18 protein-coding genes are annotated in these 16,654 nt (G+C 53.1%); 10 read left to right on the top strand and 8 right to left on the bottom strand.

All coding sequences use genetic code 11. The annotated features are described in order from the left end of the window. Positions 1–31: 31 nt before the first annotated feature. On the bottom strand, positions 32–616 hold the full coding sequence (locus KTE_RS07380; protein WP_201379922.1) for a hypothetical protein: 585 nt from the start codon (positions 614–616) through the stop codon (positions 32–34). A gap of 213 nt (positions 617–829) precedes the next feature. On the opposite strand from KTE_RS07380, the gene KTE_RS07375 reads away from it, so the two are divergent. Continuing rightward, positions 830–1,222, top strand: coding sequence for a hypothetical protein (locus KTE_RS07375; protein WP_201371259.1), 393 nt, complete (start codon positions 830–832; stop codon positions 1,220–1,222). Positions 1,223–1,349: 127 nt separating this feature from the next. Here KTE_RS07375 and KTE_RS07370 read toward each other — a convergent pair whose 3' ends face one another. After that, positions 1,350–1,877 (bottom strand): hypothetical protein, encoded by a 528-nt coding sequence (locus KTE_RS07370; protein WP_201379920.1) that lies wholly within the window; start codon positions 1,875–1,877, stop codon positions 1,350–1,352. Positions 1,878–2,266: 389 nt separating this feature from the next. Here KTE_RS07370 and KTE_RS07365 point away from each other — a divergent pair, with 389 nt between their 5' ends. Further along, positions 2,267–3,175: a class I SAM-dependent methyltransferase gene (locus tag KTE_RS07365; RefSeq protein WP_201379918.1), complete on the top strand. Its 909-nt coding sequence runs from the start codon at positions 2,267–2,269 to the stop codon at positions 3,173–3,175. A gap of 180 nt (positions 3,176–3,355) precedes the next feature. Then, the gene (locus KTE_RS07360) at positions 3,356–4,402 is read left to right on the top strand and encodes a proline racemase family protein (RefSeq protein ID WP_201379916.1); all 1,047 of its coding nucleotides are present in this window, start codon (positions 3,356–3,358) and stop codon (positions 4,400–4,402) included. Here the strand turns inward: KTE_RS07360 and KTE_RS07355 are convergent. Then, on the bottom strand, positions 4,392–4,961 hold the full coding sequence (locus KTE_RS07355) for a hypothetical protein (protein ID WP_201379914.1): 570 nt from the start codon (positions 4,959–4,961) through the stop codon (positions 4,392–4,394). The two genes, KTE_RS07360 and KTE_RS07355, sit on opposite strands and share 11 nt — an antisense overlap. A gap of 470 nt (positions 4,962–5,431) precedes the next feature. Here KTE_RS07355 and KTE_RS07350 point away from each other — a divergent pair, with 470 nt between their 5' ends. After that, a complete protein-coding gene (locus tag KTE_RS07350) occupies positions 5,432–5,620 on the top strand; it encodes a hypothetical protein (RefSeq protein ID WP_007906583.1) in 189 nt (62 codons plus the stop codon). 149 nt (positions 5,621–5,769) lie between these two features. Continuing rightward, entirely contained in the window at positions 5,770–6,687 is a 918-nt protein-coding gene (gene pheA / locus KTE_RS07345) for a prephenate dehydratase (RefSeq protein WP_201379912.1), read from the top strand. 89 nt (positions 6,688–6,776) lie between these two features. Here pheA and KTE_RS07340 read toward each other — a convergent pair whose 3' ends face one another. The 3 genes from KTE_RS07340 to KTE_RS07330 all read right to left on the bottom strand — a co-directional run bounded on the left by KTE_RS07340 (position 6,777) and on the right by KTE_RS07330 (position 9,943). Then, positions 6,777–8,306: an esterase family protein gene (locus KTE_RS07340; protein WP_201379910.1), complete on the bottom strand. Its 1,530-nt coding sequence runs from the start codon at positions 8,304–8,306 to the stop codon at positions 6,777–6,779. A gap of 324 nt (positions 8,307–8,630) precedes the next feature. Further along, positions 8,631–9,479, bottom strand: coding sequence for a sulfite exporter TauE/SafE family protein (locus KTE_RS07335; protein ID WP_201379908.1), 849 nt, complete (start codon positions 9,477–9,479; stop codon positions 8,631–8,633). Continuing rightward, positions 9,479–9,943 (bottom strand): DUF1634 domain-containing protein, encoded by a 465-nt coding sequence (locus tag KTE_RS07330; RefSeq protein ID WP_236600315.1) that lies wholly within the window; start codon positions 9,941–9,943, stop codon positions 9,479–9,481. Before KTE_RS07330 ends, KTE_RS07335 begins: the two co-directional genes overlap by 1 nt. 473 nt (positions 9,944–10,416) lie before the next feature. Between KTE_RS07330 and KTE_RS07325 the strand changes: the two genes are divergently transcribed. Next, complete coding sequence (locus tag KTE_RS07325) at positions 10,417–11,439, top strand: alpha/beta hydrolase (protein WP_201379904.1); 1,023 nt, start codon at positions 10,417–10,419, stop codon at positions 11,437–11,439. Positions 11,440–11,506: 67 nt separating this feature from the next. Here KTE_RS07325 and KTE_RS07320 read toward each other — a convergent pair whose 3' ends face one another. Next, positions 11,507–12,418, bottom strand: a complete 912-nt coding sequence (locus KTE_RS07320) for a ribonuclease Z (RefSeq protein ID WP_201379902.1) — start codon at positions 12,416–12,418, stop codon at positions 11,507–11,509. A 386-nt stretch (positions 12,419–12,804) separates the two neighbouring features. Between KTE_RS07320 and KTE_RS07315 the strand changes: the two genes are divergently transcribed. Then, the gene (locus KTE_RS07315) at positions 12,805–13,485 is read left to right on the top strand and encodes a DUF3267 domain-containing protein (RefSeq protein WP_201379900.1); all 681 of its coding nucleotides are present in this window, start codon (positions 12,805–12,807) and stop codon (positions 13,483–13,485) included. A gap of 30 nt (positions 13,486–13,515) precedes the next feature. Further along, complete coding sequence (gene mutM / locus KTE_RS07310; protein ID WP_201379898.1) at positions 13,516–14,442, top strand: DNA-formamidopyrimidine glycosylase; 927 nt, start codon at positions 13,516–13,518, stop codon at positions 14,440–14,442. Here the strand turns inward: mutM and KTE_RS07305 are convergent. Continuing rightward, positions 14,429–14,914, bottom strand: coding sequence for a hypothetical protein (locus KTE_RS07305; RefSeq protein ID WP_201379896.1), 486 nt, complete (start codon positions 14,912–14,914; stop codon positions 14,429–14,431). The two genes, mutM and KTE_RS07305, sit on opposite strands and share 14 nt — an antisense overlap. Before the next feature lie 460 nt (positions 14,915–15,374). On the opposite strand from KTE_RS07305, the gene larB reads away from it, so the two are divergent. Together larB and KTE_RS07295 are read left to right on the top strand one after the other, a co-directional pair. Further along, positions 15,375–16,241 (top strand): nickel pincer cofactor biosynthesis protein LarB, encoded by an 867-nt coding sequence (gene larB, locus KTE_RS07300; RefSeq protein WP_201379894.1) that lies wholly within the window; start codon positions 15,375–15,377, stop codon positions 16,239–16,241. An 89-nt stretch (positions 16,242–16,330) separates the two neighbouring features. After that, positions 16,331–16,612, top strand: coding sequence for a KGG domain-containing protein (locus tag KTE_RS07295; RefSeq protein ID WP_007906556.1), 282 nt, complete (start codon positions 16,331–16,333; stop codon positions 16,610–16,612). Positions 16,613–16,654: the final 42 nt, after the last annotated feature.

The following is a 16,654-nucleotide window of genomic DNA, read 5'->3' as shown; positions in this document are numbered from 1 at the left end:
AGAGTGCCTGTCGCTCCTGCTTTTTTCTTTCTCACATCGTGGGGTAGTGAGCCTGGGGCTGTTCTTGCTGATCAGAGTGTGAGGGGGAGGAAACGGGATAGGTCAGTCCACCCTCTTCATAGGTTGCCTGCCGCGGTTGCGTCGCCTGGTAGCCCTGTTCATAGGAACGTGAGGAAGGATTGGGAGTGCTTCGCTGCCTCCTGGGCTGATAATAGACGCGTGTTTGGGGCCTATTAGCTTGAAAGAGGGGGAGCCGTCGCAGGGAGGCCAGGATGCTCTTGCCGTTTGTCCCTAGCAGGATGGTCATACCCAGGGGAATGAAGAGCCAGAGGCAAGCTACGAGATCCGTGCCAGGAAGTTTGCTCAGCGCCACGGCGAAGCCAATGCCCGCTATCCAGTTCGCGAAAAAGAGAAAGACATAGAAGATGGTCGCGCGCCGTGGCGCGGCCCCGATTACCAGGGTTCCCAGGCCAAGATAAAGCGTCATCAAACAGGCCGTTAGAAAAGGCGGAAAAATGGCGGTGACGAGCGAAGCGATGGGAATACCAATAATAACAAGCGCACAGGCCAGAAGGAATGCGCGAAAGCGACGATAGCGACGTACTGGCACCGACATTGGTCTACTCCTGATAAAATTCTTCCTTGTCTCTAGAAGATTAAAATACTTACACGAAGTATACGTTCCAGGAGAGAGAGAAGTTTATTTCACTGAAGCAGATGAGAAAAAAGAGCGATATCTTTGACTTATTGCGTCCTCAAACGTTTATATCATTGTGTGTCAATTTTATTCTGGCATCATGAGAGATCATCTTCTAGAAGTAGGTGTTCTATGTCCGGATATGTCCTTTCGACCGGGCCATTGAAGCGCCTGGGGAATACGCCCAGGGTTCATACTATCTTCAACACGCTTATGTGTTTTGTCGTTGGTGCGGGCTTGTGGCTGCCTGTGTTGGGGATCTGGCAGGGCTTTTTCTACGCGCCCAGTCTGCTGGCAACGGATCGTGCTCAGGCGGAGCAGATCTATGGCAACGCGCTTGGGATGACGCTCTTCCCTCTGATCGCTGATTTCTTCGTCTTCCTGGCGGTTGGCGTGTTTATGACCGCCTGGAGCCGCTCCCGCGCGGAGCGGCTCGCGTATCGCCTTCTCCTGGGTTTCGCAGTCAGCATTCCCGCGCTTGTGTTTGTGTTGCTGGTCCTTTTCGCTTTTAAAGTTGGTATGTAGTTAGCTACTCAGCACTTCTCGCCACTACGTAGCTCGCAGGATAAGAGTGTGTGGTGATGGCCTGGCAGAGCCAGGTCATCACCACACACTCTTATCCCATTAAAGCACCGCAGGTGCTGAGATGGAATTACTTGCTATCCGTGTAGGTGATGGGCACGTCGCCTATCTTTGTGGCACGTAGCTTCTGGTCGTAGCTGATCTTGGACGCACCAACATTGTTTGCCAGGTTCTGGCTATTATAGGTGACCTTCTCGTCGCCAATGCGCGCCACGCGCTGAGGGATGTCTTTGTCAAACTCAATCTTGGTTGAGCCAACGCTTGTAATTTTGCCCTCGTCATACGTTACAGCCAGCTTGCCAAGTTTCGTGATACGCCCTTCATCATCGTAGCTTATCTTCATATCCCCGACTTGTGTCAGGCGCCCTTGAGTATAGATCACCTTGTCTTTTCCGATGGTATGCATGTTGTAGCGGAGCAGGCGCAGCACGAACAGGTATTGTGTTGCCGTCTGTGCGTCATGAATCGGCTTGCCGCTGGTGGCCTGGATACCAGTGGCTCCAGTGTTGGTGCTACTCCCACAGGCGGTAAATGGTAGCAGCAAGAGGCTGAGGCAGAGTGTGCATAGAAGCAGGCAGATAGATATTGGACGCGGCATAGCATTCCTCTCTCAAGAGCTGTCACAATAGCCCTGTTTTTTTCTCTCTACGTTGCTGTTACCATTATAGTAATTGCCTCCTATTGGTGGATGTGCGTCCTGGCAGCCAGGACGCACATCCACCAATATACTCATATAGCATCTATAGCATCGCAATTTAGAAAGAGCACGAGCAGAAAGAACACGAGCCAACGCTCAGCTTTGCCAGTGAACAAGCTAGAGAAGGAGTAAATAGTTATTTAAATATGGAAAAGTATATTAATTATACAGAATGATTATAATGCATATATACGTTCGCTTTAGGCAAAGTAATACTTGCGAAATACATCTCTCTTACTGGTTGGTCAACTATTGTTTGTGTTGTTTGTGTGGAAAGGGATGTGTCTACGATGTCTTTACAGCTCTCTTCTGAGCCGAAGTATGCCCCCCTACCCGCGTATGCGGCTGATCTCCTTCACGCTTCACTGTATACCGCCGAAGATGTACAGCGCTTACTTGAACGCGAACTATTGATTCAAGATGCATGGGGTGGAGGACCGTTGCCAGCCTCTATTTTTCTGGGCGACGCATTGCACGTCCTGGATATTGGCTGTGGTGCGGGCACCTGGCTAAAGTCCATGAGCCAGGTATACCCCCACATGCACCTGGTAGGCGTTGATCGAGATGCGTCCGCCATCAGTGTGGCGCGGACGCTGAATACTCGCCATGCAGATGTGTGCCTGTATCAATGTGATGCGCATAGCATGGGTGTGAGTGCGTGCGAGAACGCCAGCTATGACCTGGTACACCTGCGCTTCCTGGCACCTGATAGCACACCTCACCAGTATGCCGCTCTACTGCGCGAGGCTGAGCGCCTCTGTCGCTATGGCGGGCTGATTACTGTCTGTGAGATCGAGTTGCCCATCAGCGACTGTAATGCCTTGAACCAGTTGATGCACCTGTTGCAGCAGGCGCTAGAGCGAGATGATCGCGCCTTTACTCCTGAGACCTCGCATCAATTGGGCATTATGTCCTGGACCCAAGGCTGCTTACAGGCGTTTAACTGCAAACTGGTACAGGACGAAAAGTTCTATATCCCGTGTTCCTACGGGAGCAAGGGATATTTGCTCTTCTGCCAGTATCTAGAACAGACCATACGTTGTATCAAGCCCCTGCTCATCTACACCCAGACCATTGCCTTAGAAGAGCTAGATGAGTTAGAGCACGAGGTGCGCTGTGAGGTCGCGAGCCAGAAATTTTATGGCCTCTGCCCACTATACGTACAGTCCTGGCGCCGCCTCTCCCCCCAATCCCACTAATAATGTAGTGCTTAAAAAAGAGCATAGGCGAGCGCGAAACATACGGTTTCGCGCTCGCCTATGCTCTTTTTGTATGAGGAGTATCACAATGTAAGAATGTTTATGGCAAGTGGTTTATACTAGAACAAGAAATATTTTTAAGAAAGCGTGCTTTGAGCGCAGCAAAGGAAGGAGCGCGACGTGAAACTAGACTTGGATGCTCGCCTGGTTGGTTCTGGAGCGAGCGTGATTAGCGCCATAGAGGCGCATGCCGCGGGCGAACCGCTGCGCATCATTACTGGTGGCTTGCCTGAGTTGCCGGGTCGAACGTTGTTGGAGCGCAGGCGTAATTTCGCGCGCCACTTTGACTGCCTGCGGAAGGCACTGGTCTGGGAGCCGCGAGGGCATCACGAGATGTATGGTTGTGTCCTGGTACCTCCCGGTGATCCCGAGGCCGATATGGGCGTGTTCTTCCTGCATAACGAGGGATACAGCACGATGTGTGGCCATGGCGTTATCGCGCTAGTGACTGCCCTGGTCGAGACGGGCGCGATTGAGTGTAAGGGACAGCAGACACCAGTAACCCTGGAGACGCCCGCAGGTCTGATCCGTGCGACCGCGCACCTCAATGGGCAACACTATGTTGACCATGTCTCATTTGTGAATGTTCCCTCCTTTGTCTATGCGCGTGATGTCCGCGTAGCGGTTCCCCACATTGGTGAGGTGGTGGTAGATGTGGCCTATGGCGGGGCTTTTTATGCCATTGCCTCAGTCGAACAGGTGGGCCTGCGCGTCCTGCCGCAATGCGTGAGTGAACTGGTTGAGGTAGGCGAAGCAATCAAGCATGCAGTTAACGGCAAGTTGCGGGTGGAGCATCCATTGGAAGACGAGTTAAGTTTCCTCTATGGGACAATTCTTGTGGACCTGCCAGAGAAACTCAATCATCATAGCCGCAACGTATGCATCTTTGCGGATGCAGAAGTTGATCGCTCGCCTACCGGGACGGGTCTCTCTGCGCGCCTGGCGCTGTTAGATGCTCAAGGACAATTGCGGGAAGAGGAAGCGATCACGGTAGAGAGTATCCTTGGCGCGGAGAGCGCCTTTCGCGGGCGTATCGTTGGACGGACCAAAGTGGGTACATTTAATGCCATCGTACCCGAGGTCAGCGGCAAGGCCTTTATTATTGGGCGCCATGAGTTTATCTTGAACCCAAGAGATAAAATTGGGCGAGGATTTTTCATGGATTAGGTCGGCCCCGTAAACCACCCATTGCGGCCAGGCCCGCGCCCAGCAGGAGGGCCAGCACCAGGAAGCCGAAGGTGTACAGGAAGGTATCGCGAATAGTGGTAAACTTCACAGCGTCAAGCAAGGTTGGGCTGGCACTGCCGTAGGATTGGGTAATCGAGGGCAGCGTCTCTGCAAAGAGAATGACCGCGCTCACAACCAGGTCGCAGATCCCAAGCACCAGTCCGGCCAGCAGACCTGTGAGGGCCGAGGCGCGAATATTGCCTCCACTGTGTCGGGCAATGATATAGCCCGCATAGAAGTAGATAAAGCCAGCGATGCAGAGAACGGGCAGATAGATTGCGGCATTGGTAATAAAGTTTACCATTGACCAGGGAAAATAAATGACATTCATCAGGCTGGTCATAAGATGAACGGGAAAGCTAGTGAGGCGTGCGAGAATAGTTACCATGAGATCGAGTCCAACCAGGATGAGGCCAAAGAACATGCCTCGTTTGAAAATCAGCCTCTCAACCTGCTGTGAATTATATCCATTGTCGGGACTATGCGCGCTGCGTTGCATAGGGGCCTGCCTCCACGTCGTGATAGTGATAATGGTTATGCGCAAGCACGAAATACACAAAATATATATAGGGTGATTATAGCGGGAGCAAAGGCGTTCGACAAGCGTCTCTTAAGTATGGCAAAATGGCAAAATCAGAGAGATTGTATGGTGGTTAGAGCTATGGTATACTATAAAAACGCCAGGAATGGTAACTACACCTGAAGGCCTCCTTTTGCGATATAAGGAAGTTGTCACTTCGTGCTTGCGTCGTTTGGTATACTGAACGACGATAGGGAACGGTTGCATCCTGGTTGGGAAGAAATTATGAACACGCCGTGTTTATAATAGCGAAGAACATTCCCAAAAGTACTTCCTATTAGGAGACCTGAGCGCAGAGCGCTAGCCACGTGAGTGGCGCTGCGCCCCCGAATGGGGGTTGGTTTCCGCATAAGGGGCAAAAGACACCAAGCGAAAGGGGTTTATACACAATGCCAAAGAAGGGTGAACTTTCAAAAACCGCTCGTGCCTCGCTGGCGAACAGAGAGACCGTCAACCACCTGACCACTCGCGTCTGCGATCAGTGTGGTGAGCGCATCATGCTTGCTGAGCTACAGCCAGTCAAGGTTCTTGGCACGGGCATGAAGTATTACCATAAAGAGCACTTCAAGGTCGGCTAGTCGCTGCCCTGTCTCAAAAAAGCCACAAGCCCCCATTGTTTGGGGCTTGCTTATTTTTGGTGAGTGGTGAGGTTGACCGGGGAGAGGTGTACCGCACCATTATAGTGGGGGCATGGTCGCCGTAGTGTGTAGAAAGGCAGAGTGCTGTTATGGCACAACAGATCGAGATGAAGGATAGCAGGCAGGAGCAGAAGCAAGAGGAGACGGAGACTCCTGGTTCGCAGGTCAAGGTTGCCTTTCAGGGGGAGCGAGGAGCCTTTGGCTATGAGGCCTCGCGCACCTATTTTGGTGCTGGAGGGAAAAGACATCTTCCGGGAACTGAGGTGGAGCCGGTGCCCTATCGGGCGTTTGCCGATGTCTTTCGCGCGGTGGCTGCGGGCGAGGTCGATTTTGGCCTGGTGCCTGTGGAGAACTCGCAGGCTGGAAGCATCAACGATGTCTACGACCTCTTGCGCCAGCATGACCTGTTTGTGATCGGTGAGATCTCTCACCCGGTCAATCACTGCTTGCTCTGCCTGCCAGGACAACGAATTGAGGATATCCATCGCGTTATCTCGCATCCACAGGCCCTGGCCCAGAGCGATGCTTTCCTGCGCGAACTGGGTGTGGAGATTGTCGCCACCTATGATACCGCGGGAAGCGCCAAGATGGTGCGCGAGGAGCAACTTCAGGGGGTAGCGGCCGTCGCGGGTAGCGGTGCGGCCGAACTCTATGAGTTAGATATTCTGGCGAGCGATATTCAGACTATTAAGGATAACTACACGCGATTTATCGCCCTGGGACGCGAGCCTGCGCCGCGTAGTGGTGCACCAGCCAAGACGATGATCGTTATGGCCACGGCACACCAGCCTGGCTCGCTCTACCACTGCCTGGGGATGTTGGCGGAGCAACAGATCAACCTCTTGAAGCTCGAGTCTCGCCCATCGCGCCAGCGACCCTGGGAGTACGTCTTCTATCTCGACTTTGAGGGGCATCGCGAGGATGCCCGTGTAAGAAGAGCCCTGGCGGACCTGGCAGGTCACACGCTTTTCTGTAAAGTGTTAGGCTCCTTCGACAAGAATATGTAATCCAGTCAAATAATTGTGGGGAGGAGGTGTCCCATAGTGGCCGTAGGCCACTATGGGACACCTCCTCCCCACAATTATTGTACTAAAAGCTAATCCCACTTGAGCCATCCCAGGGCGTTGTACATCTGAGTGGCCCAGATGCCCCAGGAGTGGTAGCCCTTCTGGAGATCGAAGTGGTAAGAGATTTTGAGTTGATCCAGCTGTTTCATAAAGCCGAGCGTATCGCTGTAATAAGGCTGGTCTTTGGTGGCCGCACCCAGGTAGATATGCAGCTTCTTCGCGCGTGGGGTATACAGGATAGTATATGCCGGGCTATTGTTGAGGCGGTAGGTGGGATCGCTCCCCCAGACAGAGCCTTCGGCATAGTAGTAGCCACCGAGCGAAATGAATGTGCCGAAGATATCGGGATGATGAATCGTGATATTGGCCGCGCCAAAGCCGCCCATTGAGAGGCCTCCAATGGCCCGGTGTGAAGAATCTGGGATGGTGCGATAGTGCTGATCGACATAGTTGACCAGGTCGTTGGTGATATATTTCTCGATTGGTTGTTTCTGGTCATAGCTATTTCCCCATTCACTGGTTCTTCCAGGCTTGCCATTTCCATCGGGCATTACCAGAATAAGCTCAGGAATTTTTCCAGTGGCGATCAAGGTATCAGTGGACTGGCCTGCCTTGCCGCCGGTGAGCCAGTCGATATCTTTGCCAGGAGACCCATGAAGAAGGTAGAGGACCGGGTAATGCTTTATTTTTCCCTGCGCGGTGTTATAGGACGGGGGGAGATAGATCTCGAAGGGTTTTGTCGCACCAAGCGCCTTGCTTTTCACATAGTCTTGTTTGATTGAGCTTACACCGACTTCTTTCGCCGCATTTTTATCGCCGCTTGTCGAAGCCGTAATATGGGGAGCTGTATGCAAGCCAACGTCGGGCGAGAAGGTGAAGAGATCACCTGAGCGCATGGCAAAGACCAGGATCAATATAATGGCGATTGCTCCTGCCCAACGACTGAGTGAGCGCCCCAGAGAGGAGTAGGCTATGAGATTGGGATGAGTCACTAACTCGTCTATATTGGTGACCCCACGCTGAAGCCGGCGGCGTGTTTCCGAGTGCTGCCAGAGGAACAGGCAAAAGCGTTGCAATGCGTGCAAAGGGGGATCGATCACGCTCTCGCCCGTAGCGATACCGACCGCCGAGCCAATGAAGGCGCTGAGCAGTGCCAGGGCAAGCATAATGAGAGAGGTATTAATAAGCGCATTAATTTGGAGTGGCTCAAGGTGCCCACCTGGGTCATACACTGGCTGTCGTTCTAAAGTAATAAAGCCTTTCAGGTATCCCAGGTAGAAGACGATAGCAGCTCCCAGAATAGCGGAGGTCTTACGGCGACCGATCAAAGCACCGATCAAAGCCACCAGTGAGGTCATAATGAGGGCGGCGATGAGTTGTGAGCGTAGAGGATCGAGGCCTACATCGATAATGGATGAGGCCATGGTTCCCAGAGTGGCATTGGTAAAGAGGAAGAGGCCACTGAGCAGAGCCGCGATCAGTGAAGCAGTGTAGCGCAACAGTGGTAGTAGCTCTATACGTTTAAAAAGCTTGCGCAAGCGTAGTTGCAACTTATTCATAGGATGCTTTCTCACCCCTGTGACCTGTGACCCAGTCAAAACTTCAGGCATTGAGCAATGGGGTTGGCTGTATAAGTATTTGGCCAGATGGCTGCCTATACAGTATACATGCCTCAAGATTGAAGGGAGATTAAAACGGGGCCAATATCCAAAAGTACCTTAGCCTCGAGGTCCTCTTGTGGTACACAAGTAGCCTCAAAGTTAATTACTTTTCCCTCTATAGTAACGCCACAAAGCACAAAGAGTTGCAGGGAAATAGAGAGGACATAGGTCGCGGAAATTTGCTCACAATCCACGCCCCTCTACCTCTACTTGTATTGGTGTCTACCAGGAGATGCCGAAGCCATGGAGAACCATTTGGAGCGCGATGAGACTGAGCACCGGGATAAAAATCTTGCGCAGGGTGGTATTTTTCATGAGCGGAAGGATGCGGGCGCCCACAAAGGACCCGGCCAGAATGCCGAGTGCGACGGGGGCTGCGATAAGTGGATGTACATCGCCGCGTGCGAAGTAGATACTCGCGCTAGCGGCGCCAGTGACGCCGATCATAAAGTTACTGGTCGTGGTCGAAACCTTCATGGGGATGCGCATAATCGTATCCATGGCCAGGACCTTAAAGACGCCACTACCAATGCCGAGCAGGCCCGAGAGGCATCCGGCGACACACATCACGAGAAAGCCCCAGCCTGTATTCGTCACTTCGTAGGCGACTTCTTCTCCCAGGCGTTTGTCGGGATAGCTGCTGGCGAGCGAGAGCGTGGTTGCCAGGCGATCATTCTTCACATTTTGAGGTAGCTCTTCGCCCAGTTTGACAAGGATGGGTAGCAGTGAGATCAGCAGGACAATGCCAAAGATAATATAGAGTAGTTGGGGCGCAACGATGGCTGCCAGGAGCGCACCTACAATCGCGCCTGAAACCGTGGCTGTCTCCAGGAACATACCAACGCGGATATTCGAGAGGCGGTCGCGTACATAAGCGGCGGCCGATCCGCTGGAGGTGGCAATAATCGCGATCACACTCGCGCCGACCGCATATTGAATTGGTAGACCAAAGGCCAGGGAGAGCATGGGGACAATCAAGATTCCACCTCCCAGCCCAAGCAGGGAGCCCATGAGTCCAGCTAGAATCGAGCCAGAGAAGATAAGCAGGATGGTTGTCAGGGTGAGTGTCATTAGGCGCCCCCCTTCCCCAGGAGCATTCCTAGAATCAGCAGTGCCAGGACGATACAGGTGATAATGACATAACGATAATCGCGCTCCAGGTAAAAGGCCAGAATCGAGAAGGCCACGCGTAGCATCGGCGTCGCGATGAGAATGGCCAGGCCCAGCATGATTACTGCCAGGGGTTGCAATTTGAGCAAGCCAGCGAAGAATTGATCCAGGGTATGCGGAAAGTTTGTGAGCGATTGATTTGCCAGTGTTCCCGGCTGTAGAAGCGTGAGCAATAGACCGATGATGATAATGATAGAGCTAACGATCACACCAATCTGTAGTAGCCAGCTAATCATATCGTTGGTGCGCGTGCTCGCGTTGAAGTGGGCAGATGGAGGTGGAGCTGACTCCAGGGACGCTGCCACGCTGCCCGCCTCTGGATTTTTTGCCTCTTCAGCAGAGGGTTCATGGTGATGAGATGACATAAGAACTTTGTTATACTCCTCATAGAAGATGTATGCTTGCTTCACATCCATGCAAGAAAATGATCAATTGCTGGCTGGGTGGTGTTGGGACCTCAGACTGCCTGAGGCCCCAACACCACCCAGCCAGGCGAGCGCCGCAGGCGCGATAAGCCAATTTTACAGGCATACGCACATGGCCTTCTGCCTCTATTTTAGAGCCGTGGAGTGGCAAAGTCCAATACAGGTTCGCTATACAATTAATAACCAGGAGGAATATATAAGTATGAAAGTATTCGCTAGCAGCACGTGATCTCCCCCAACAGCTATATGCCAGGCATATATAAGATAGAGCGCCCTGTGTAGTTGTAATGCCGAAGAGATCTGATGGCAGATGGGAAGTATGGCAATACAGGCATAAAGTTGATCCACCAAATGTTATTACTAGTAAGTTTTAGAAATGCCAATCACAACTAGAAAGGTTGGCCTGTGTACCTATGATGAATAAAGCAAAGCGAAACTGGGGACGTCCCTCCTGGAAACAGATGTTACTTGGTGGTGTCGTGGGTGGTGGCATAGGCGTACTAGGAGCCATTGCTGGTGTTGGCCTCTATATTGTCGATACCCTGATTCGGCCAAAGCGGCAAACAAATTTTATTGAGCAGTATACATTTAGCCCCTTTGAGGTCAATTTACCCGCGGAAGAAGTCACATTTCCGCCTTTGTACGGCGACTACGAGGTGAGTGGATGGTTTGTGCCTTCACCAGGGGCGACCACGACGATTCTTATCTGTCCTGGCTATCGCGGGAGGCGCTCGGATCTATTGGGAACCTGCGTCAATCTCTGGCGGGCGGGACATAATATTCTGGCCTTCGAGTATTATGGACACGGCGAGGTGGTGGGGAAGCCGGTGACGCTGGGCTATCGTGAGATCAACGATTTTCTCGGGGCGGTGGCCTATGCGAAGCAGCGCGTGCCAGAGACACGCCTGGGAGCGGTAGGCTATTCTATGGGGGCCGCGGTCGCGCTTATGGCCGCTGCACGTGCGCCTGAGATCGAGGCCGTAGTCGCAGATAGCCCCTTTGCTACGCATCGTAGCCCCATTGACTATGCCGTACGCCGCACTCTGCATCTCCCCTTCTTCCTTTTCGACTGGATGACAGACATGATTCTCTGGTGGCGTGCGGGATATCACTTCAACCAGGTAGAACCCTTGCGCGATATTGGGCGTATCTCGCCGCGTCCCGTGCTGATTATTCATGGCCTGAAGGATTCTATTGTCAATCCCAATGATGCCCCTCTCCTCTACAAGGCCGCGGGCAACCCCAAGGAGCTCTGGCTCCTGCCTGATGCCGACCACTGCGGAGCGTACTTTGAGGACCGGGTGGCGTACGTCAATAAGCTTGTGAACTTCTTCAATCTCTACTTGAAGGAAATGCCGGCTCCCATTCCCTTGCCAGAGCGCAAAGAGAGCCGGGCAGCAGATTCTGACGGGCACCACTTTTCAGAAGCAGGCTAAAAACGATCAGATGGAGTATCCAGGGCTGGATACTCCATCTCCTTAGAGGAAAATTGTCTGTGCGAACTCAGGCATCGGCATAGTCGAGGGTTAGCACCATGCCATCTCTGGCGGCTCGGGTGTTGGGAAAGACACTACGCGCCAATTTTTCTGCCCGCGTCGTATCATTCACCTTTGGGCTAAAGTGGGTGAGCACCAGTTGATGCGCGCCAGCGTCCCTGGCGATGCCAGCCGACTCGGAGGCGACCATGTGCGCGTTCGAACGAGCTAGTGGCAGATCGTCAAGTGTATCATACATACTCTCGCATACCAGCAGGTCGACATCGTGTGCCAGTTCGCTAAGCGCGCTCTGTGGGCGGGTGTCAGTGATATAGGCCAGGGAGATCCCGCGCCTGGCAGCCCCCAGGACGTCTTGCGGAGTGAAGGTACGTTCATTGTAGCTGACCGTCTCGCCTGTTTGTAGGCGCTTCCAGAACTGGACAGGGATATCGAGGGCGCGTGCCTGCTCGACCTGGAAGGCTGGTTGACGTTGTAGCTCGACGCGATACGCCAGGCAGGGAATGCCATGGGACGCGGGGGCGCAGGAGGCCTGGAGATTGCCAGGAAGCTGAAAATGTTCGCCACCCTTGAGTTCATGGATGTGAATGGGGAAAGGGAGTTCAGCGGCGATGCGGCGCAGGCCCTCGACGACATACGAGGTCCCCGCCGGGCCATAGATATCAAGCGGCTCCGTACGTCCGGCATGGGCGACCATAAAAAGGACGCCTGGGAGTCCCGCGACATGATCGGCATGCATATGCGAGAAACAGATTGCCCCAAGCTGGCGAAATCCCCAACCAAGCGTTTTCCAGGGGACCTGTGTTCCCTCCCCACAGTCAAAGAGTGTGAGGTGAGACCCGCTACGCACAAGCATGCAGGAGAGCCAGCGATTGGGAAGTGGCATCATGCCGCAGGTTCCAAGGAGACAAATATCTAACATAAAAAGACCTCTAGAATAGTCACTTGTCGTTCTGATACATCCACGCAAGGGCAATAATGACGCAGGAAAAAGCCCCTGTAACGGTCAAGGCTATGCTAATGACAAGAAAAGGAAAGCCGCTAAAGATGGTGAGAAAGCTCGCGAAGCCGACCCAGAAAAGCGCAAATACAATAATGAGGTAATGCCATGCCTGCCATTTTCGCATTTCCTTGCCTTTCGTCTCAGCGTACCATTGTGTCCCTACCAGGTTTGGCTTATAGTATATCAGTTGTGTGTGGCCGGGACTATAGTTTCGGTCACTATGCGGCGGCTTGCCAGGAAATATGAGTCGCGTTCAGCTGTATTGAAAGATATATTGTTGCAGGACGCGAGAAGAGGAGCAGCGAATGGCGTTACAGGTCATTAATCGTTATCACCCCCAGCGTCGCAGGCTGATGCAGCGGGGTGTCGACCAGGGACAGGCGCGTGCGATTGATGAGATAGAACTGTTGGGCGAGGAGCAGCTAAGGCCCCTGGCTCTTTTGAGCCTGCGTATGTTGTTGGTGAGTGGCCTGGGTTTTCTCGTGTTTAATATCGCAGTTTATGCTCTATTTGCGGCCCAGCATGGGCAAAATGGGGCATGGTGGCAGGGTTTGACCTTCTGGAACGTCATATTATGGGTAGTCATCAATATTGTCGGTTATGTAGTGATCCTGCCCATTCACGAAGCCATCCATGGGCTGGCGATTCTCTTTTGGGGAGGCCGACCCTATTTTGGCGCGAAACTGCCGCTGGCCCTTTACTGTGGTGCACGCAGTCAACTTTTCTCACGCCAGCAATATTGCGTGATCGCGCTCGCACCCCTGGTCGTTATTACCCTGCTCGGCGTATTGCTTATCGCCTGGCAGCCGGGATGGGCCAGCTATCTTCAACTGGCGCTTAGCGGCAACTTCGCGGGCGCCGCCGGAGATGTGCTGGTGGTCGCGCGCATGCAGAAATTGCCAGCGGATGTGTTGCTAGAGGATACGGAGACAGGCTATCGCGCCTGGCAGATTCTCGAAGAGAACGAGAAAAGCCAGAATAACTAGAAAAACTAAACAACTAGAAAAGAATTACCAATGCCAGAGTTACCAGAAGTTGAATATACCGCCAGACAGTTGCAAGCCTCTATCGTTGGCGCGACCATCCGTGAGGCGCAGGTCTTCTGGGAGCGTATCATTGCACACCCGCTTCCAGAAGATTTCTGCGCCCAGGTAAGCGGTCGTACTATTGAGGGCGTCAGGAGGCGTGGCAAGTTCCTGTTGCTTGACCTTAGTGGTGAGGGATTGCTTATCAGTCATCGCCGGATGACTGGGAACTTCCTGCTCCTAGAACCCGGCTGGACGCTGGATACAAGCCTACGTGAGCGCGATGTCCAGGCCTGGAGCACACGCGGTCCCAGTTTCACGCTTAAGGCTGATAGCTCCCAGGCCTATAGCTCGGAGATGAACTATTGCCGGGTGTGCTTTATCCTGGAAGATGGGCGCAACCTGCTCTTCACAGACCCGCGCAAATTCGGGCGCGTCTCGCTCTGGCAGCGTTCTCAGGAAGAGGAGGCGCTCAGGGGGCTGGGACCTGAGCCATTGAGCGAGGCCTTTAGCATTGAGGGACTGGCCCAGGCGCTTGCTCATCGCCGGAGCCCGATCAAGCAGGTGTTGCTGGATCAGACCGTGATCGCGGGCGTCGGCAATATCTATGCCGACGAAGCGCTTTTTCATGCCAGGATTCATCCACGTCGCGCTGCTAACAGTCTGACATCGCAGGAGATTGCCAGCCTGCACGAGGCGGTAGTGTCAGTCCTGCTCAAGGGTATTGAACATGGTGGAACCTCGTTTAGTTCCTACCGTGATCTCTGGGGCGAGGCAGGCGATAATTATAACCATGTATATGTCTACAAACAGGCTGGTAAACCCTGCACACGTTGTGGTACGCTAATTGAGCGTATCGTTGTCGCCCAGCGCAGCACGCACTTTTGCCCTGTCTGCCAGGTCCTCACTCAGGAGTAAAAAATGCTGGCGCGCAGGTCAGCGTCTCCTGCCCAAGGGTAAAGACAACATCGGCTGTCGCGGGTATGCCCACTGGTTGACGCCCTAACAGGGGGAGGGTAAAGCTGACATAGCCGCCAGTATCGCTGGTTGGATGTTGTGTAAGGACAACATCGCCATAGCGAAAATGGACCGTCGCGGTCGCAGCCATACCAGCCACGCCCGCCACATCATGCGTCAGGCGAGCATAGATAGTGATGGTACCGGAAGACACGGGCGCGTTATTTGAAGCCCAGGCGCCGCAGCGATAGGCGGGACTGGTCGTGGCGAGCGTATCTTGTTGAAAGTCCTGGTTGATGGTCATGGTATGGGTTTGTTCCGCGTCAGCTGACGAAGTCACCGTAGCACTACAGGCGACGAGGCAGGGCAGGCTGCAGAACAACAGCGTTAGACTTGCCAGAAACCAGGCCCTGGCTGAGTGAAGAAATAGCATAGTAATCTGTCTCACGCAAAAAAAGAGCTAATCCGGAGCACATGCCGGAAGGCCGGCGGCAGTGGAGGGTGAGGGGGAAGGATTGTTCATCTCCACATCATCCACATATCATCCACCACCTGAAGCGTCTGAACACAACATAGTATAGCATAGCGCAGACGAGGAAGAAAGTGCTTTTTAGAGCCGGAGGCAGTAGAGAAAGGAGAGCGGTACATGTCCTGAAGGCGTGAAGGCCTTGGAGCAGCTAAGCTTCTTAGATAAAGAATTGCTTCTTTTCAACGTTTTTAAATAAGAATGTACTACTGTTGGCTTGCTGATTGTGATTGGCTGTGTTACACTGTAAATGTTGCACGACAGTCACATCATTACCACTATGGGAAAACATTAGATCCATGTTTTTTTAGGCATGGAGCACATGTTCTCTCTGGTGTGAGTAAGCCAGGGAACCCAGGTGATTTGAGTGAATCGTGAAATTGAAGAACAACTCGACTTATTAGGTCAATTGCTCAGTGATGTACAGGATGGGCAGCGTGACAAGGACGCGGCACACATGGCTGAGCAGGTGGCACCGTTGAAGCAGATCAACGAGGCGCCACAAGGAACACAGGACTCAGTACACTGCGATGTCTCATCTGTGATGGAGACCCGTCCTGATGCTGGACGAGAGAGACGCAAGGGTGCCCCTGAGGTTATATTTGGCGAGACCAAAGAGACCGAGCAAATTCTTGCCATGGCGCGTGGATTACTGGCAGGAACGGGGCGGGCGATTATTAGTAGGATGCCTGCGCGCTCACTGGAGGCCGTACGGTCGGCTTTCGAGCACTATGAAATGCGCTATCAGGAAGCCTCACATATGATGGTGATTTATGCTCCTGAGTATAACAAGCGCGTCACGGATGGCAAGGTGGGAGTGATTAGCGCGGGGACATCCGACATTCCTGTTGCGGAAGAGGCCGCGATGATTACCGAGGAGATGGGCTGTCGGGTGACACGCATCTATGATGTAGGTGTGGCGGGATTGCATCGGTTGATCGAGCCTTTGCGCGCGTTGCTGGCGGAAGATGTAGATGCGATTCTTGTAGTAGCTGGTATGGATGGTGCGTTACCATCTGTCATAGCTGGCCTGGCTCCTGTACCGGTTATCGGAGTGCCGACATCAGTGGGCTATGGTATGGGTGGCAAGGGTGTGGCGGCGCTATTATCGATGTTGCAGACGTGTGCGCCTGGCTTGACCGTGGTAAATATTGATAATGGCGTGGGCGCTGGCATTACGGCAGGGATGATCGCCAATCGCGTGGCACATGCGCGTGGACAACGTTCGCAGTAGGATGATACGGGGTGTTCTGATCTAGGGTGTCTCACCGCAATGTAGTTGGGAGAATGTGGTAAAGAAGTTAAAGAGAGGCGGGACTTTCCATGGCAAATAACAAGCGTGGACCTGAACCTGGATCACAAAAAGCCAAGCATGGCGGACAGGCCGTGCGCGAAAAGTATGGCCCCGAGTTCTACTCGAAAATTGGGAAGAAGGGTGGCGAGACAGTCAAAGAGAAACGCGGCCCACAGTTCTATGCTGAGATTGGGAAAAAAGGTGGTGAATCCACCAAACGTCAGCAAGGTTCGGAATTTTACTCGAAGATTGGGAAAAAGGGGGGAGAGAAAGGGCGTTCTTCCACTAATGCTGCTGACGCTAAGGAATAGCCGAGGCGTATGAGGAACGTTGTGTGTTCTCTCTTCTCTGCT

It is taken from the genome of Ktedonobacter sp. SOSP1-85 (assembly GCF_016587415.1).
GTDB lineage: Bacteria > Chloroflexota > Ktedonobacteria > Ktedonobacterales > Ktedonobacteraceae > Ktedonobacter.
Note: the sequence above shows the minus strand (reverse complement) of the source record. Positions and strands in the feature narration are given on the sequence as shown.

Coding starts and splice junctions, on each gene's coding strand:
- KTE_RS07315 (WP_201379900.1), top strand. CDS start 12,805: ATGGCGTTACAGGTCATTAATCGTTATCACCCCCAGCGTCGCAGGCTG.
- KTE_RS07340 (WP_201379910.1), bottom strand. CDS start 8,306: ATGAATAAGTTGCAACTACGCTTGCGCAAGCTTTTTAAACGTATAGAG.
- KTE_RS07350 (WP_007906583.1), top strand. CDS start 5,432: ATGCCAAAGAAGGGTGAACTTTCAAAAACCGCTCGTGCCTCGCTGGCG.
- KTE_RS07355 (WP_201379914.1), bottom strand. CDS start 4,961: ATGCAACGCAGCGCGCATAGTCCCGACAATGGATATAATTCACAGCAG.
- KTE_RS07380 (WP_201379922.1), bottom strand. CDS start 616: ATGTCGGTGCCAGTACGTCGCTATCGTCGCTTTCGCGCATTCCTTCTG.
- KTE_RS07305 (WP_201379896.1), bottom strand. CDS start 14,914: ATGCTATTTCTTCACTCAGCCAGGGCCTGGTTTCTGGCAAGTCTAACG.
- KTE_RS07330 (WP_236600315.1), bottom strand. CDS start 9,943: ATGTCATCTCATCACCATGAACCCTCTGCTGAAGAGGCAAAAAATCCA.
- KTE_RS07320 (WP_201379902.1), bottom strand. CDS start 12,418: ATGTTAGATATTTGTCTCCTTGGAACCTGCGGCATGATGCCACTTCCC.
- KTE_RS07295 (WP_007906556.1), top strand. CDS start 16,331: ATGGCAAATAACAAGCGTGGACCTGAACCTGGATCACAAAAAGCCAAG.
- KTE_RS07335 (WP_201379908.1), bottom strand. CDS start 9,479: ATGACACTCACCCTGACAACCATCCTGCTTATCTTCTCTGGCTCGATT.
- mutM (WP_201379898.1), top strand. CDS start 13,516: ATGCCAGAGTTACCAGAAGTTGAATATACCGCCAGACAGTTGCAAGCC.
- KTE_RS07325 (WP_201379904.1), top strand. CDS start 10,417: ATGATGAATAAAGCAAAGCGAAACTGGGGACGTCCCTCCTGGAAACAG.
- KTE_RS07365 (WP_201379918.1), top strand. CDS start 2,267: ATGTCTTTACAGCTCTCTTCTGAGCCGAAGTATGCCCCCCTACCCGCG.
- KTE_RS07375 (WP_201371259.1), top strand. CDS start 830: ATGTCCGGATATGTCCTTTCGACCGGGCCATTGAAGCGCCTGGGGAAT.
- pheA (WP_201379912.1), top strand. CDS start 5,770: ATGGCACAACAGATCGAGATGAAGGATAGCAGGCAGGAGCAGAAGCAA.
- KTE_RS07370 (WP_201379920.1), bottom strand. CDS start 1,877: ATGCCGCGTCCAATATCTATCTGCCTGCTTCTATGCACACTCTGCCTC.